Genomic DNA, 18,089 nt, shown 5'->3' on the forward strand with positions numbered 1-18,089 from the left:
AATTTATATTTTAATTTTATCATAGTGAAAATTCTAAATCAATTTTATTTCCTTTAATAACCTACAAATATTTTCTGTTGTTCTTTCTATATTTTCTGGTCCTTTCTTTAGAGCTTCTTCTAAAGTTGTTGCTTCTTTAAGTATTCCAAATATTGATGTTATACCAAGATTATACAATTCTGATGTTCCTTCTCCAACTCTACCAGCTAAGGCTATAACTGGTATATTAAAGGATTTTGCAAGACTTGCTACCCCTATTGGAGTTTTTCCAAATTTCGTTTGAAAGTCTATACTTCCTTCTCCAGTAAATACATAATCTGCATATTTTATTTTTTCCTTTAATAGAGAATATTTTATTACTATATCTATCCCTTTAAGTAACTTAGCATTACAAAAGCCTAAAAGTGCAGCTCCAAGACCACCTGCTGCCCCTGCACCTTCTACATTTATATTTTTTCCTAAGGCTTTTAAAACAACTTCTGAATAATTTTTAAGGGAATTTTCTAAAATATCAATATCCTTTTCTGATGCTCCCTTTTGTTTTGCAAATACTTTTGTAGCACCATTTTCACCTATTAAAGGATTTTTTACATCACAAGCTACTTCTATATTTACATTAAATATTCTCTTATCCATTTCACTTATATCTATATTTTTTAAATCTTTAAGGCTTTCTCCACCAAATGGTATCTCATTACCTTCATCATTTAAAAACTTAACACCAAGGGCTTGTAACATACCTGCTCCACCATCATTTGTAGCACTGCCTCCAAGTCCTATTATTATTTTTTTAACACCTTTATTTAATGCTTCTTTTATTAATTCTCCAGTTCCATAGGTTGTTGTTATAAGAGGATTTCTTTTGTTAATTGGAACTAACTGTATACCACTTGCTTGTGCCATTTCTATTATAGCAACATTTTCTGTACCAAGTATTCCAAACTTTCCTTTTACTTTGTTACCTAAGGGACCTATTACTTCTTTTTCGTATATTGTTCCATTTGTTGCATCAATTAATGATTGTAATGTCCCTTCACCACCATCAGCCATAGGAACATGAATACATGTTGCATCTTTGAATACTTTTTTTATTCCCTTTTCCATAGCTATGCAAACTTCTTTTGCAGTCATGCTTTCTTTAAATGAATCTGGTGCCAATACAAACCTCATCATAAATCACACTTCCTTGGATTTATATTATTATTCCTTCAAAATGGTCTATTTCATGTTGAATAATTTGTGCAGTAAATCCAGTAAATACACCCTTTTGCTTTTTGAAATTTCTATCAAAGTATTCTACTTCTATTTTTTCATATCTTGTTGTTTTTCTAAAACCTGTTAAGGATAAACAGCTTTCTTCTGTTTCATAACTGTTTTCTTTTTTTAATATCTTTGGATTTATCATAGGAATTATAAGATTTCCTACAGTAAATACTAATATACGTTTTTTTATTCCTATCATGTTTGCAGCCATTCCAACGCAACGGTCTAGGTTTACTCTTAATGTATCTTCTAAATCATTAATAACTGATATATCATCTTTAGTTGCTATTTCTGATTTTTGACCTAAAAATAATATATCTTTTACTATTGGTTTTATCATATTTTTTCAGCCTTTCTTTTTTGGGATTATAATTTGTTTTTTATTTTATTAATTTTATTTCTCTTATTAAATTATACATTATGATTATAGTTTAATAAGAATAAATTCAAAATAGTTTACATAAAAATGCACACCTTTTTGATTAAATTATAAAAATATATTTATAATTAATAAATTCTTTAATTCCCCCTAAAAAAATACTATACTTAAATAATAAAATGAAAAATACCAAATTGAGGAGTTTATATATGAGAAAAAAAGATATACTTGAGTTAAAAAAGCGTTTCAAAAAAGATTACTGCACCTTCAGTAAAATGTGTGGTTGCTATGTTAATGGAGAAAAAAACATACTTTTAAAATTTAGAGAAACTTTCCTAAACTTAGATGAAGATGAATACTTCAAATACTTAGAAATTGCAAAGAAAGTTTTATCTGGAACAATAGGCAACAACATTTTAGAACTTAACTTTCCTCTTAACGAAGATCTTATAAACGAAAAACAAATTTCACTTATGCAGCTTAAAAATAGTCAACTAAATGATGATACTTTACTTGATGATTTTTACAAATCTATTATAGAAAATTATGATTATACAGGTAATTTTTTAATACTTGTTTTTAATGACTCTTATGATGTTCTTACAAAAACTAAAGACAATCAAAAGTTAGATGAATCTGAAGAAGTATATGAATATATTTTATGTGCAATATGCCCTGTTGAGCTTTCAGAGCCTGGACTTAGATATTTTGAAGAAGATAACACTATAAAGACACGTATTAGGGACTGGGTAGTTAAGCCACCTGCTAATGGTTTTGTATTCCCTGCATTTATTGACCGTTCATCTGACGTTAATTCCATTATGTATTACACAAAAAATGCAAAAGATACACACCCAGAACTTATGGAAAATACTTTAGGTTGTGATTCAAAACAAACTGCAACTATTCAAAAAGAAGCTTTTAAATCAATTATTAAAGATTCCTTCCCTGATGAAGCTTTAGCTGATAAAGTTTTTATGGATGTGCAAGAAAATTTAAATAACATGATTGAAGAATATAATGAAATGTATGATGATACAGACAAAGAGCCTATTTCTTTAAAGGATAAAGATATTCAAAACCTTCTAATTGAAAGTGGAGTCCCTGAAGAACTTACTTCTAAAATTGAAAAATCCTTTGTTGAAAGCTTTGGTGATGATGTTCCTTTAGCTGAAAACTTAATTGATTCAAAGATTCTTAAAGAAAATGAGCAAAGAAAAAAAGAAGAACACTTAAAGAAACAAGTTAAAGTTCTTAAAACTAAGCTTGAAGAAGTTACTAAAGAAGCTTCTTTAAATAATGATAATATTTCAGAAGATAATTCTAATAAAGCTTTAGAAGGCTCAGACACTAATGAAGCTATGGATTTAGAAGAAAATATTGAAGCTAATGAAGAAATAGCATTAGAAGAAGCTTCTGAAAACAGAGATGAAAATACTTTAAATTCAGAAGATACTTTAGAAAGTAATGATACTAATAATTCTAATGATGAAAACTTAGAAAATAATTTGGATATGTCTGATTATGATGTTGTACTTCAAGTTAAACCTGAAAAGGTATCTCAAATAAAATCTGAAGTAATTAATGGACAAAAGTGTATTGTTATTCCTATTAATGATGATGAACAAGCTAAAGTTAATGGATTAGATGATTTAATTTAAATAAAAAAGCTACTAAGAAAAATTTCTTAGTAGCTTTTATTTATTCATTTATTTGGATTTTTTAATTTATTTTGTATCAAATACCATAAAAAAATTTCATATTTTAAAAAATCAAATTTACAAACAAATATCTTATAAAATTAATATTTTTTACTATATTGTTCGTAATTTTTATTATATTTTTTCATAAAAAATAACAATTTTGATTTAAAAATCACTTGTTTTTTTCATTTTTTAACGCAAAACTTTCATTTTTTAAAATTTTTGCAAGATTTAGCTTCATAATTATTCATTTTAAATTAGAAATTTTTTCAATCTATTTTGCAAAATACAAATATTATATTAAAAAATTTCAAAAATATAAGGATAAATTCTTTTTTTTATGTTATACTATAATCTGCAAATTGCAATTTTATATATTCAATTCTTGCAAATATTTAATTTAATAAAATTCGTAATAGTAATTTTTGAATTATAAACTATTGAAAGGGGCTATTAAACAAATGAAAAAATTCGGACTAGCATTTCAAATTATACTTGGACTAGCACTAGGTATTATTGTAGGAGCTATCTTTTATGGTAACCCAGTTGTTACTTCATATCTTCATCCATTTGGAGATATTTTTATAAGATTAATTAAAATGATTGTTGTACCTATCGTCTTCTCATCACTTGTTGTTGGGGTTGCTGGCGTTGGAGATATTAAAAGACTTGGAAAAATTGGTGGAAAAACAATTCTTTATTTTGAAATAATAACTACTTTTGCTATTATAATTGGTTTAATTGTAGCTAATTTATTTCACCCTGGAAACGGAGTAAACATAAGTAGTCTTGCAACTACTAATATTGATAAATATATGAATACAGCAGAAGCTGCATCAAATCATGGATTTATTGATACTTTTATAAACATTGTTCCAACTAATATTTTTGAATCTCTTGCAAAAGGTGATTTACTTCCTATTATTTTCTTCTCAGTTATGTTTGGTTTAGGTGTAGCTGCAATTGGAGAAAAAGGAAAACCTGTACTTGCATTATGTCAAGGTATTGCTGATGCAATGTTTTGGGTAACTGATAAAATTATGAAGCTTGCACCACTTGGTGTTTTTGGATTAATTGGTGTAACTGTTTCTAAGTTTGGTTTAACTTCATTAATTCCTTTAGGAAAATTAATTGTTACTGTTTATGGTGCTATGATATTCTTTATATTTATTGTACTTGGTATTGTTGCAAAAATAGCTGGAACAAGCATTATAACTCTTATGAAGGTTTTAAAAGATGAACTTATTTTAGCTTATACTACTGCAAGTTCTGAGGCAGTTTTACCAAGACTTATGGAGAAAATGGAAGCATTCGGTTGTCCTAAGGCAATTACTTCTTTCGTTATTCCAACAGGATATTCATTTAACTTAGATGGATCTACTTTGTATCAATCTATTGCAGCACTTTTTATTGCTCAAATATATGGAATTCATCTTCCACTTTCTGCGCAAATTAATTTAGTGCTTGTATTAATGCTTACTTCAAAAGGTATGGCAGGGGTTCCTGGTGCATCTTTCGTAGTTCTTTTAGCAACTGTTGGTTCTTTAGGAATTCCAGTAGCAGGAGTTGCATTTATTGCTGGTATTGACCGTATTGTTGATATGGCAAGAACTGTTGTTAATGTTCTTGGTAACTCATTAGCTGTTGTTGTTATTTCTAAGTGGGAAAAGGAATTTGTCCCTCAAAAAAGCAAGGAATGTATTAATTCAGTAAGTGAAATAGCATAATTTATAATTTTTAACATAAAAAAGATAGAAGTAAAATTACTTCTATCTTTTTATTTTATATAAATTTTAATTATTATATTTTCTTATTAATTTTGGTAATTAAAATCTTGTTTCATTGCATATGGGAACTTTTTAATTTCATTTCCATCTAAATTTTCTTTGTGCATATCAACAGCATTTATTCTATTATTATAATAATTTCTATAATAATAAATTCCTTTTTGTTGATCCATACAAGCTGTATATGTAGTTAAATCTTCTAAACCATCTTGTGTTATAACTCCACCTTTAACCATTTTTACATAATCAAGCATATTAAAGAATTGAGTTATAGCTGCCTCATCATCTTTTAATTCTGGCATATGAGCTCTAATGTATGCAATCCTTACGAATCTTGATACTGAAGAAAAATCTCCTGGCATTCCTAATGTTCCAGCTCCAATACCTAATGCTCCTAATTTTTCATCACTCCACATAGTTTCTTTTGGATGATTTGGATTAATATATAAATATTCATTTAAATTTGTTAAATGCCAATCAAATTTTGGATTGTTAGTCATAACCCCTACTGGATTATCATAAACAGCAATTCCTTCTTTAGTTCTTTCAACTACTATTGCTTTTCCGCTTTTATCACAAATCATAAAATGAAGCATTGATACTGGTGTCTTTTCATTTATAGGAATACTTACTAACTCTATACCCTTAATAGCTTCTTTAACTTCGTCTACTGTTTCGTGATTAGCTAATACCCAGTATATAAAGTCATATGGTGTAATATTATCTTTTCCTTCTACTGGCTTTTCTGCAAAGCAAGCATAACCATCAAAATTTAAACCTGCACAGCCTAATCCTTTTTCATTCATACCATCAGCCATAGCAAGATGGTTATCAATAATAGTACCCATACCAATAATTGCATATTTACATGAGAAATTTTCACCTGTAACTATACTTTTATTTATATAATTTCTTGGAATAACTAAAACAGATTGATTGAAATTGTATGCTAAATCCATATTTCTCCCAAAAAAATTATGACCTTCATTTGATTTAATACTTAATCCTGTACACATATTCTCACCTCATAATTTTTATTTTTTATAATTAAATATTAATTAAAAACTTTTTATTATCTTTGTATTTAATTATTTTTCCATCATAATACTTATTGCATTGACAAGGATTATGTAAATTCTTTGTTGGAATTAACTTATACTCCCCATCATAGCAATATAAATACAATCCATCATTTTTTAAAATATAAGAAATAGGCAATACCTCTATAAATTTTTCTTCTAATTGTATTTTTACAAAAGACTTTTCATTTAAACATTTATTAATTACTTCGTTTATATTGTTTTTATTATTATCTTTCTCACTCTTTAAATCTATTATGAATTTTTCTTCTAAATCAGATAATATTTCTTCACATCTTTTTGAATTAACAAGTTTAAATTTATCAATAAGATTTGCTCTTTTTAAATCACTCATTATATTTTCTGATATGTATAATGATAAAATTAAATCTTCAAAGTCAGCTTTTGTTAATATATATTTAGCTATTATGTAGTTTTTGTCTATTTCTATCCCACCATTTTTCCCTCTATATGAAATTATAGGAATGCCTAAAACTGATAGTTTATCTAAATCTCTACGTATTGTCTTTTCTGATACATTAAACTTTTTTGCTAATTCTTTAATTGTAGTTTTACAATTAATTCTTAATAAATAAAATAGTATTTCCAATAATCTCATATTTTTCTCCTCAAAAATAACTATGTCATAATTTTGTTTCGTTATTTTATTATTATAATAATACTTAAATTGGTCATATAGTGTCCTGTTTAAATTTAAATAATATTATTTATAAAAACTTATTTTAATTTAAGAAACAGAAAACTTATTAAAATTGTATCTTAATAATAATATAAAATTTAATAATTACACATAAAAATTAAAAGCTTAAATATTTTAAATTATTAAATAGTATATTTTACAAAATATACTATTTAATAAAGTAATGAGATAGTCAAAAAATTTAACTACCTCATTGCTTTTATTGTAAGTTATTTTGATTTTAAATTAATTTACCTAAACTTGAGGTAACATTAATACTGAACATTTTGCTCTTTTTATTACTTTAGAAGTTACTGAACCAACAAGTTGAACAAATTTCTTTTTAGTATTTTTGGCCATTACTATCATGTCCACATTAAATTCATCAGCACAATCCAGTATAATATTATCTGCATAACCAAATTGGAATTTCTTTATGCATTGAAAACCTTTTAAATTTTCTGCAGCTCTTTCTAATATTTTGGAGCTATTTTCTTGTTCTGACATTATTAATTTTGCTACAACAGCCCCTTCAACATAAACTACTTCTCCAACATTTAATAATATAACCTCTGTTTTTTCTGGATTGAAATTTTCTTTTATGAAGTTTACTTCCATTAAGTCTCTATCGCTTCCATCAAGAGGTAATAGTATTTTTTTCTTCATAAATTTCACCTTCCTTTGTAATTTTTCATTTTAAATTCTCTTTTATATACCCTTATACTTATATAATTCTATATATTAATAATATTTCCTCTATATTATTAAATTAAAAGAGTGCATTTAAAAAATTAAATGCACTCTTTCTATATAACTTTCTTCTGCTCACGCTGTAATATCATATTAGATAAATTAATATAAAAATCTTGTTCTTATTTTATTTTTGACTTTTTAAATTTTCTCAATAGATTTTATAACAAAATAATTTTATATATTCAAAATTTAACTATACATTACTTTCTTCCATTTTCTTATCTTTGTTCTAAAAGATTTAAATGGTGCAACAGTATTAATGTGAATCCATTTCCATATTGGCCAATTAGAAGGGGTCTGTGATGCCCAGTTTCTTTTCCCTTGAACAAATAACTCTTCATCTGTGTAACTATTAATAAGTTCAATAATTTGATTCTCTAAATTTATAAACATACTCTCAAGCTCTTTTAAAGTATAATTTTCATATTGTTTATAAAAACTATTATATAAGCCACCAAGCTTATTCCATTTGTATTCTGGTGTTGGTGTTATAACTGTTTTTCCTTCTTGTTCTTCCTTTTCCCAATTAAGAAGCAAGTTCATCCATCCTAATTGATATGCAATCATTTGACTTGGAGTTCTATCAACTTCATCAATTAACTTATTTTTATCATTTTCCTTAATATCATCAAACTCTTTTATAAATAATTTAGCTTTATTTGAAATTTCTAAAATTAAATCCTCTTTACTCTCATATTCTCTCATATATTCATTCCTCTCTAAATTAATTCTCTTTTATACCTTATGGTTAAACCCTTTGATATCCTATGCCTTAATTTCTTCTTTCATTTCCTCTAAATCTCCTTTAACTAGAGTATCAAGAGAAACACCAAATAGAGTACTTGATAGTACCAAACTATTTATATCAGGATAATTCTTTCCAGTTTGAAATCTTTTGCCGTATCATCTTTAAATAAGGTTTCTACCAATTTTCTTTTCTAATTCTGTCATCCATTAATATTCCATATATGTATGAAGGAGCTTGTAAGTTTTGAATAGGTTCAAGTTTATCTAAAGGAACAAAATTTAAAGCTTTTTCAAATTGTGATTTAGATATAATTCTATTAGTTGTATTTAATTTAATAGTATTTTCCCCTATTAAATTATATGTAAATATCTTACCACCTTTTTGCTTAAAGTCTTTACCTTCATTTTCAATAATTCTCTTCCATATTAATTCTATATCAATATTGTTTACCTTACATATAGTTTCCTTCCAATGAATTTCCTCTAAATTTGTTAATAACTTATACCATTCCTTAACGTTTTCCCAATTTATTTTATCATTACATGATATTTGATTACTGCATTTATTGTATAAACTATATTCACCAAGTTTTATTTCCCATAACAATTTTTCTTTTCTTAAATTTGAATTATATTCATATAAACGCCATACCAACCCATTTGTGTAAATTAATTTCTTAAATGCTTGTAATTCGCCATAAAACTGCTCTTTCTTATTATTTATTTCTGAATCTAACTCTAAATATATAGCCTTGACTTCAATTGAACCCAAAATCTTATTTTCACAACTACCTGAATAATAGTAACTTGAATCCATTATCAAAAAATCAGAAGCACCAAATTCACCATTATTAATTCTATACATCCTATCTTTTTGATTTTGATGATTGTAAAAACTCTTAATATTAGATACATCTCTTAATGAAATATTTTTACTACTATCCCTTTCACGAATAATTGATGCAACAATGGAATATAATTCACATTCTAATGGATTTTGCTTAATTATAAGCTCTATTTCTCTTTTAAATTCATCAAAACTATTTGCTAATGACATCTTTAATTCCTCCTACTTACTAAATACCCTCTTATACTTTCTATTAATTCATCTCATTATATTTATTTAAATATACAAATATTATATAGCAATATCTAAATTAAGCATACTTATACTCATATTTCTAAACAGAAAAAAAGAAGGAGAATTCTTCTTTGACTCTCCTTCTTCCTTATTCAGATATTCAATTATATCACCATTTATTTTTAAATTTATTAACTATATTTCTCTATCTTTATCTATTGTTATTTATGATATTATCATATGTAGTAACATCTTTTAAAATTATTTTAGATTAACAATTTTTAATTCCACGTAACTTTCTACTAGCTTCAAGCATATTATCTAAGATTTTTTCTATCTTAGTCATTTCATCATTATATATTTCTACATTTTTAATTAATTCATCTGTATAATCATATATAGGAAAACTTTGTTCTTGTAGATTATTCTCAATAAAATAATCTTTTAGCTTATTCATCTCTTCAAGTGATAACATAGCTTCTTTATTTTTTATGTAAGAATAAACTTCAGAGCTTCTAACAACCTTTTGATTTTCACTATGATTTGTAATTGAAACTTTGTCATTAGATATAACCACTATACCCTCTGCATCTATGTAATTTTCTATACCTCTACCTAAAACTCTATTAATAATTTTATTTATGTAAACAATATGTCTATTATTTTGAGCTGTAGCACTTTTCATTACATCACGTTTACCTTTATCGTATTCTCTAATCCATCGTCCATCTCTTTCAATTTCTATAGAATAATTTCCTTTAAGTCCAAAGTTTTTAACTTCTAATATAAAAACACCATTTCTTGATATTATAATATTGTCATTTTCTATACTTTGCATATTACCATTAATATCTGGTTCCTCTAATCTAATATTAGGTAAATTATAAATATTTTCATATTCATTAAGTTCCCTATTTACAGCTTCTTCACCTAATCTACCATTTTTAATATTATTATAGTCAGTTTCGCATATATATTTTCTTCTATTAATTAAATTATATATTTCATAACTTTTATTTTCTATATTTTCTACAAATGCATTATGTTCTGGATTTATATCCCAAGTTTCATTGTTTATAAACTTAAAATCTATTTTTTTAAGTTTATTAGATATTTCTTTTATCTTCTCAATATCATCTAATCTTAACTTTTCTCTTTCTTCATTTGTACACCATCTTTTTTTACCTTCATGTTCTACAAATTTTAATGTATTATCATATAAATAAATTTTATCTTCATCAAAATTATTACAAACTGTTAAATCATAACCTTCTACATTACCAATTTTACTACGTAAATGATTTAATATTTCATTTCTTCTTCCTGTTCTTTTTCTTTGTTTACAATCTACAAAAAACTTTTTAGAACGCGTTTTCATTAACTCTGGTACAAATGTAGTTAACATAGTATATAGTAATGGTACTCCTAAAATCATCAGTATAATAATTATAAATTTTATAAGAGAATCACAAAATCCACTATTTAAAGATTTATTAACAATAGCTTCATGTAAATAATTTGCTATAAGCACCTCACCTTTTCCAATAATCATAATTAGTATTCCAACTATTATACCCCCAGTGATTGTAGCATAAATTTTATGTAAGAAATCTTTAAATCCACTGTTAACTATCAACATAATTATACTACCTATAATTGCTGTTATAAAAAATAAAGTCATATCTTCACTATTAAATCTTTTCATGTCTACAACTTCATAATTAAGTACTGTATATACTCCATAAAGAAAAATTAATATCTTTCCCATAACTTCCTCCTTTTCATAAAAATAGGCTACTACCAATTTAGTAGCAACCCGTTTATTTTCAAGTGGCAACTCCGTTTGTTTTCCTATACTAATCCTTTTTCTTTTAACACTGAAATTCTATCAGGTGTATGTAATTTTTATCCCCCTTATGTAATATGTTACTTTTAAATTTTACTACTTATGGTAAATAATATCTAATTAAAAAATTATTTATTTTTTTATTTTTTTATTAAATTTAATAATTTTTTGTTAATTTAACACATATCCCCACAAACTAACTTCCTATATGCTAAAAATCACTTTTTCATTCTTTAGTAACCTCATATTTAACTTGCTAATAGTTAACTATAAAATATAACATAACAAAAAATACATTCTTGAACTTAATAATAAAATATTTAAAATTATACTATCAGGAAAACAACCCTGTTCTAGCAGTGTATATTCTAATTAATAATATAAAAACTCTAAACAATATAAATTTAAAATTACTATATATAATTGTAATAAGGGAACTATTAATCTCAAAAATTATTATTAATCTTACATAATTAAATATATAAATGACTAATATTTATCAGTTTAAAATATTAGATTATTTTTATTATACTTCTACATACCTCTCTTACCCAATCTAATAACTATGTTTAATATTTATTTTATAAATAAAAAAAGGTTGTAGTTTAAACTACAACCTTTAACAATCTAAAATTATCTTCTATTTTGTTCTTTCTTAGCTCTTCTGCAAGATATGCATCTTGTTGGCTCGTTGTCAAATCCTTTTTCTTTGTAGAATTCTTGTTCTCCTACTGAAAATACGAATTCACTTCCGCAATCTCTACACTTTAATGTTTTATCTGTCATAAACATTCCTCCTAAAATTAAAGATTCTAAATTGATATAATAATCTCTAATCTTTGAGAAACTATTTACCTAAATGAAACTTTTTTTGTTAGCACTCTGCTACTAGATTAGTATAACATAGTCTTTAATCAATTACAACTTTTTTTATTTATTTTTTAAAACAATTGAAAATTTATACATTTTTTTCTATTTAGTGATTTGCAAATTAATTATACCTATACAAACATTTGTTGTAATAATCCTTTTTTCATTTCTCTTAAATCATCAAGATTCTTTTGCTCCTCTTCTATTAGGTTATCTATATTAGATAAGAAATTAGCTATTTTTGTTTGTTCTTCTAAACAAGGAAGTTTTACAACAATTGAATTTAGACTTTCAGTATTTAATGTTATTCCCTTTGTAGCCCTACAACCAAATGATGAAATATTTACTGTACTAAGATATTCGTACATATACTCATTTAATATATTATTATTCTTCCAATAAAATTGGCAAATAGCTTCATTAGTCATAAGCTCTTTCTTAACTATTGCCAATCTACCAATCGTTAATTTGAAACTCATAATTAATGTATCTTTTGGTACTAACTCTCTTTTCCCTAATAATTCACAAGAAATTTTTTTATTTCCATTGTAAATATACTTATTAGTCATTCCAGCTATTGATAACCATTCAACATCTCCATTCCAGGCGTTATCGTCTTTAGTACTAGGCGTGAATCCAACTTTTATTCGTGAAATTTCTTCAATACTAACAGTTTCCCACTCAGGATAATCTAATCCATCCTCATCTTTAAATCTTATTTCTTGTTTAAAGATTTTCTGCATCATTCCTTTTTTATAAATTTTTAAATCTCTTACTTTTCCTTCTTGTTCTTCTATTAAACTATCTAATATTGTAAAGAAGTATGCTATTTTTTCTTGTTCTTCTAAACTTGGTACTTTAATTTTAAACTTAAATAGTTCATCCAATGTTATACTAACTTGATTGGCATTTCCTCTACAAATATTTTCAATATATTTTGTATACCTTGTTTTTTTTAATAAATCATATAAAAAGCCATTTAATATTTCTTTTGGTACCAACTTTACTAAATTTTGATTCAAAAGTGCTCCATTACAAAACTCTGGTATTTTTACAACTTTCCCAACCATTGATGAATATAATGGTGGTCTAGAACCAACTGTTGAAACTATTATATCATCAGTTTTTAAAATCCAATCTTTAAACTTTTGATATTTATTAACCTCAATAAACGTATTTCCTTCTTTTAAAATAGAATTAGCTGTTGTATCAGATATTTTAACAACCCTTATTCCTTTATCAATGTAATCCTTAGATTTAAATGCAAATCCTTTTTTATAATTAATGACATCTCCTAATTTTTTAGTTTCCCATTCATCACTAAACTCTTTAAATCTTAATTTTGGCACATTCTTATTCATCTTCTGCACCTCCTATAATCCAAGTTCTTTTAATTGTTTATTTAACTCTTCATATAAGTTATTAATCTTTTCTTCTCTCTCTTTAAGCCTTCCTTGCACTTCTACTATATCAACTGGTTCTTCTTCTTCAAATGTATCTACATATCTTGGAATATTTAAGTTATAATCATTTTCTTTTATTTCTTCTATATTTGCTACATATGAGTATTTATCAATAGTTTCTCTATTTTTATATGTTTCAACTATCTTATCTACATCACTATCTCTTAATACATTTTGATTTTTACCTTTTTCAAATTCATTTGAAGCATCTATAAATAATACATTATTACTATTTTGTCTATTCTTTTTAAACACTAATATTACTGTTGGTATTGATGTTCCAAAGAATATATTTGCAGGAAGCCCTATAATTGCATCTAATAAATTTCTTTTTTCTATAAGATATTTTCTTATAACACCTTCTGCCGCGCCTCTAAATAGCACTCCATGTGGTAATACAACTGCCATAGTTCCATTATCATCTAACTGATGTATCATATGTTGTATAAATGCAAAATCTGCTTTTGACTTAGGTGCTAGTTTTCCATAAGATGAAAATCTATCATCATCTAAGAATTTAGCATCTGCTGACCATTTTGCTGAATATGGTGGATTTGCAACTATTGCTTCAAATTTTAAATCTTTATGTTGTGGGTTTTCTAATGTATCATCATTTTTTATATCAAAATCTTTATATGAAATTCCATGAAGTATCATATTCATTCTCGCTAAATTATAAGTAGCAGAAACTTTTTCTTGTCCATAAAAATTTCTAACCTTTGCTTCTCTTGAAACTCTAAGAAGTAATGAACCTGAACCACATGTTGGATCATAAATATTTTTTAAGTCAGTTTTTCCCATTGTAACAATTTTAGCTAATATTTTTGATACTTGTTGTGGTGTATAGAATTCTCCAGCTTTTTTACCTGCATTTGCTGCAAATTGTCCTATAAGATATTCGTATGCATCTCCTAAAATATCAATTTCACTATCATTAAATTTAAATGGAATATTTGCAATACTTCCCATTACTTTTGAAATTATTTCACTTCTTGATTTTACATCTTTTCCAAGCTTAGTTGATTTTAAATCCATATCATCAAAAAGGTGATCAAAATCTTCTTCACTTTCATTACCAAGTGTAGATTCTGTAATATCATTTATAGCTTCTTCTAAAGTTTCTATATCAAAGTCTCCAGTTTCTATTCCCTTTAAAAGAATTCTAAAAAGATATTTTGGCTCTATAAAGTATCCTATATCATTTACAAGTTCTTCTTGTAGTGCTTCTCTATATTCATCATCTTCCCATGCTTCTTCATAAGTCATATTATCTTCTTCTAAAAGTTTTAATGCTCTTTCTTCTACATTTTCTGAAAGGTATCTATAGAAAATAAGCCCTAGTATATAATTTTTAAATTCACTAGCTTCCATGCTTCCTCTTAATGTATTTGCTATATCCCAAAGTTTATTTTGTAAATTACTTTGTTGCTCTCTTTGCTTATCCTGTGTATTCATATCTTCCTCCAATTGTGAATTTACCATTATACTCTCTACTAAATTACCCATACCTTAAATGCCTCCTAATTAAAATGTGAATTTATTTACATGTTCTATAATAAAATCTTTTATTCTATTTGAAAGTTTTCTCTTTTTTAATAATCCGCCTGTTAAAGAATCTTTAATTTTAGCACTGTCTACTTTTCCTGAATATTCATATTCACTTATAAATCCTTTAACTGTTTCTCCTTTGATTTCAACTTCATTTGAAAGATTTAAAATATCTTCAACTCTTTTTTCTTCAATGAAGTCATTAAATAATTCATCCATAGAATCATCTTTTGTAGCCTTTGGAACTACTTTTTCTAAAAACTCTCTAATAAGTTCAGACTTTAATCTTAAGTTTTCATTATCAGCTTTATCTAAAAGCCTTCTTATTTTTTCAACATCTTTTTTAACTTTTTCTTCTGTACTAAAATCAATATTTCTCAAAAGATTTAATATATATGAAACATTTATTTTATCTGTTTCCATAAGTTCTATTCCAAAATCTATGTCTGCTAATATTGATGTTTTTTCTTCTTTTTTAACAGAATCATAAATCCCTAAATATTTACTTTTATAATCTTCATATTCTTGCTCTGATATTCCTAAAAGCTCTTTAGTAAACTCAAAGTCAGTAAATGTTTTTAACTTTGTAAGCTGTTTTGTAAGTTCTTTAAAAGATTCAACAAATGCTTTTTTATCATTTTCATCTTGCATCATATCAATAGTTTCAAGTGTTGGTGCTATATTATAAAGCGTTTCTAATCTTTTCTTAAAAAGTTTTAAGTAATGCTCATAACTTTGCATTAAAACTACGTCTGATGTTTCTGTTTTAGAAAATAAACAAATAGCTTCATCAGTTTCTTTTTTTAAATTTCTATAACATACTATATTACCATAAGGTTTTGTAGCATCTAATACTCTATTTGTTCTTGAAAAAGCTTGTATTAATCCATGATGTTTTAAATTTTTATCTACATAAAGTGTATTTAAAGGCTTACTATCAAATCCTGTTAAAAGCATATTTACAACTATAACAATATCTATTTCTGAATTTTTTATTTTATTTGAAATGTCTTTAAAATAAGCTTCAAAGGTATCTGTACTATATTTTTTTTCTTCCTCTTTATACATATAATTATAATCTTTTATAATTTTTTCTAAACTATCTCTTGAATGTTCTTTTTTATTACTTAAATCTTCATTATCTTGAAAGGTAAAAATTGCTCCAATTTTTAAATCATGCTTTAGTTCTTTAAATTTATCATAATACTTAATAAGCGCAGGGATACTTTGTACTGCTAATATAGAACAAAACTTTCTTCCATTAGTTTTTTTGTCATGATTTTTAATTATATGTTTTGCAATAAGTTCTATTCTTTCATCAGCCATAAATACTTCTTCTTTATCTATTGCTTTAACTTTCTCATCATCATATTCATTTATATCACCATCAAAAGTTTTTATATATTCAACTGAAAATCCTAAAACATTTCCATCATTAATTGCATCTTTTATAAGATAACTATGCAAACATTTATCAAAAATATCTGCCGTAGTTCTACCATCTTGACTTTTATTTTCTAAAAGCCTTGGTGTCCCTGTAAATCCAAAGTATTGTGCATTTTTAAAATGTTTATTTATAGCTGTATTCATATCTCCAAATTGACTTCTATGACATTCATCTATAATAAATATAACCTTTTCATCTTTATATTTTTCCATTCTATTTGAATATTTTTCAGACTTTAAAAGTCTTGCAAGCTTTTGAATAGTTGTTACTATAAGTCTTGTATTTATATTTTCTATTTGTTTTATCAAAATTCCTGTATTTGTAGTTGTATCTACACAACCTTTTTGGAATTTATTAAATTCTTCAACAGTTTGACTATCTAAGTCTTTTCTATCTATTAAAAAAAATACTTTTTTAATACTTTCTTCATCTGCTAAAAGCTGACTTGCCTTAAAAGATGTTAAGGTCTTTCCAGAACCTGTTGTATGCCATATATATCCGTTATTATTAGTTTCTCTAGCTCTTTTCATTAAAGCTTCAACTGCATATATTTGATAAGGTCTCATAACCATAAGATTTTTTTCTGAATCTTGAATTATCATATACTTTGCTATTAAGTTATTTAATCTATATTTATCTAAAAAACTTTCAGTAAACTCACTTAAATTAGTTATACGTTTATTTTTTTCATCACTCCAAAAGAAAGTAAAATCAAATTTAATATCTTTATCGCTATTTGCATAATACTTAGTATCAACACCATTTGAAATTACAAAGCATTGAATATATCTATAAAGCCCTTTAAAAGAATGCCTTCTATATCTCTCTATTTGATTAAAAGCTTCTTTAAAATCCTTACCTCTCCTTTTAAGTTCTATTTGAACCATAGGTAATCCATTAATTAAAATAGTTACATCATATCTATTTTTATATTTACTTTCCATAGTAACTTGATTAGTAACTTGAAAAATATTATTATGATGATCTTTTTTATCAAAAAATTCTATATAAATAAAAGTTCCATCTTCTCTTTCTAATACATATTTATCCCTAAAAAGTTTTGAACTTTTAAAAATACTCTTTCCTTTTAAATAAGTTAGTATTCTATTAAATTCCTTATCAGTTAACGGAACTCCATTTAACTTTTTCTCATTAAATTTTGATAGTATTTCTTTAAAATTTCTATTTAAATCCTCTTCATTATTTATTTTTACTTTTTCATAACCTTGTTTTGTTAATTGTAAAATTAATCGTTCTTCTAATTCACTTTCACTTTGATATGTCATATTTCCCCCTAAATATACTGTAAAATTATAGTATAATAATACTACACTTTTTTTAAAATATAAATTATTTAAAATATAAAACAACTGAATAAAAAACTCAACAACACTTTTCTGTATTGTTGAGTATTATAATTATG

Annotated in this window: 14 protein-coding genes; 2 read left to right on the forward strand and 12 right to left on the reverse strand. The window is 25.4% G+C overall.

The features are described from left to right. Positions 1-33: 33 nt before the first annotated feature. Positions 34-1,170 (reverse strand): glycerate kinase family protein, encoded by a 1,137-nt coding sequence (locus AC4FQ1_RS04360; RefSeq protein WP_491169202.1) that lies wholly within the window; start codon positions 1,168-1,170, stop codon positions 34-36. A 22-nt stretch (positions 1,171-1,192) separates the two neighbouring features. Beyond that, positions 1,193-1,603 (reverse strand): peptide deformylase, encoded by a 411-nt coding sequence (locus AC4FQ1_RS04365; RefSeq protein WP_491169026.1) that lies wholly within the window; start codon positions 1,601-1,603, stop codon positions 1,193-1,195. Between the two features lie 248 nt (positions 1,604-1,851). Between AC4FQ1_RS04365 and AC4FQ1_RS04370 the strand changes: the two genes are divergently transcribed. Continuing rightward, positions 1,852-3,303, forward strand: a complete 1,452-nt coding sequence (locus tag AC4FQ1_RS04370) for a DUF4317 domain-containing protein (RefSeq protein ID WP_491169027.1) — start codon at positions 1,852-1,854, stop codon at positions 3,301-3,303. Between the two features lie 503 nt (positions 3,304-3,806). Further along, positions 3,807-5,072, forward strand: a complete 1,266-nt coding sequence (locus tag AC4FQ1_RS04375; protein ID WP_491169028.1) for a cation:dicarboxylate symporter family transporter — start codon at positions 3,807-3,809, stop codon at positions 5,070-5,072. An 86-nt stretch (positions 5,073-5,158) separates the two neighbouring features. On the opposite strand, the gene bsh is transcribed toward AC4FQ1_RS04375, so the two are convergent. The 10 genes from bsh to AC4FQ1_RS04425 all read right to left on the reverse strand — a co-directional run bounded on the left by bsh (position 5,159) and on the right by AC4FQ1_RS04425 (position 17,952). After that, on the reverse strand, positions 5,159-6,148 hold the full coding sequence (bsh, locus tag AC4FQ1_RS04380; RefSeq protein WP_491169029.1) for a choloylglycine hydrolase: 990 nt from the start codon (positions 6,146-6,148) through the stop codon (positions 5,159-5,161). Positions 6,149-6,179: 31 nt separating this feature from the next. After that, positions 6,180-6,830, reverse strand: coding sequence for a helix-turn-helix transcriptional regulator (locus AC4FQ1_RS04385; protein ID WP_491169030.1), 651 nt, complete (start codon positions 6,828-6,830; stop codon positions 6,180-6,182). A gap of 336 nt (positions 6,831-7,166) precedes the next feature. Continuing rightward, positions 7,167-7,577: a universal stress protein gene (locus AC4FQ1_RS04390; protein WP_491169031.1), complete on the reverse strand. Its 411-nt coding sequence runs from the start codon at positions 7,575-7,577 to the stop codon at positions 7,167-7,169. Positions 7,578-7,853: 276 nt separating this feature from the next. Continuing rightward, complete coding sequence (locus AC4FQ1_RS04395) at positions 7,854-8,369, reverse strand: ClbS/DfsB family four-helix bundle protein (RefSeq protein ID WP_491169032.1); 516 nt, start codon at positions 8,367-8,369, stop codon at positions 7,854-7,856. 217 nt (positions 8,370-8,586) lie between these two features. Next, on the reverse strand, positions 8,587-9,468 hold the full coding sequence (locus AC4FQ1_RS04400) for a hypothetical protein (RefSeq protein WP_491169033.1): 882 nt from the start codon (positions 9,466-9,468) through the stop codon (positions 8,587-8,589). A 295-nt stretch (positions 9,469-9,763) separates the two neighbouring features. Continuing rightward, a complete protein-coding gene (locus tag AC4FQ1_RS04405; RefSeq protein WP_491169034.1) occupies positions 9,764-11,260 on the reverse strand; it encodes a nuclease-related domain-containing protein in 1,497 nt (498 codons plus the stop codon). A 711-nt stretch (positions 11,261-11,971) separates the two neighbouring features. Then, positions 11,972-12,124: a zinc-ribbon domain-containing protein gene (locus tag AC4FQ1_RS04410; protein ID WP_024615861.1), complete on the reverse strand. Its 153-nt coding sequence runs from the start codon at positions 12,122-12,124 to the stop codon at positions 11,972-11,974. Between the two features lie 215 nt (positions 12,125-12,339). Then, on the reverse strand, positions 12,340-13,569 hold the full coding sequence (locus AC4FQ1_RS04415; RefSeq protein WP_491169035.1) for a restriction endonuclease subunit S: 1,230 nt from the start codon (positions 13,567-13,569) through the stop codon (positions 12,340-12,342). A gap of 12 nt (positions 13,570-13,581) precedes the next feature. Beyond that, positions 13,582-15,126 (reverse strand): type I restriction-modification system subunit M, encoded by a 1,545-nt coding sequence (locus AC4FQ1_RS04420; protein WP_491169203.1) that lies wholly within the window; start codon positions 15,124-15,126, stop codon positions 13,582-13,584. 69 nt (positions 15,127-15,195) lie between these two features. After that, positions 15,196-17,952 carry a type I restriction endonuclease subunit R gene (locus AC4FQ1_RS04425; protein WP_491169036.1) on the reverse strand — a complete coding sequence of 919 codons (2,757 nt, stop codon included), beginning with the start codon at positions 17,950-17,952 and terminating at the stop codon, positions 15,196-15,198. Positions 17,953-18,089 lie beyond the last annotated feature (137 nt).

The organism is Clostridium sp. TJA020 (assembly GCF_058310295.1).